This is a genomic window from Pseudomonas sp. 2995-3, assembly GCF_002742565.1.
GTDB lineage: Bacteria > Pseudomonadota > Gammaproteobacteria > Pseudomonadales > Pseudomonadaceae > Aquipseudomonas > Aquipseudomonas edaphica.
The window spans coordinates 1-204 of sequence record NZ_LJSB01000001.1 but is presented as its reverse complement, the minus strand read 5'-3'; the positions used below and the strand labels follow the sequence as shown (position 1 = coordinate 204).

The following is a 204-nucleotide window of genomic DNA, read 5'->3' as shown; positions in this document are numbered from 1 at the left end:
TGTCCCCTTCGTCTAGTGGCCTAGGACACCGCCCTTTCACGGCGGTAACAGGGGTTCGAGTCCCCTAGGGGACGCCAGTTTCAACAAGCAGCTCGAAAGGTCTGCTGCGTCGCGAGACGAAAAATCCGGGGCTATAGCTCAGCTGGGAGAGCGCTTGCATGGCATGCAAGAGGTCAACGGTTCGATCCCGTTTAGCTCCACCAA

The 204-nt window shown here is 58.3% G+C and carries 2 tRNA genes; both read left to right on the top strand.

From position 1 onward, the window contains the following. Position 1: 1 nt before the first annotated feature. A tRNA-Glu gene (locus AOA62_RS00010) sits at positions 2-77 on the top strand. Positions 78-127: 50 nt separating this feature from the next. Next, positions 128-203 (top strand) — tRNA-Ala (locus tag AOA62_RS00005). Position 204 lies beyond the last annotated feature (1 nt).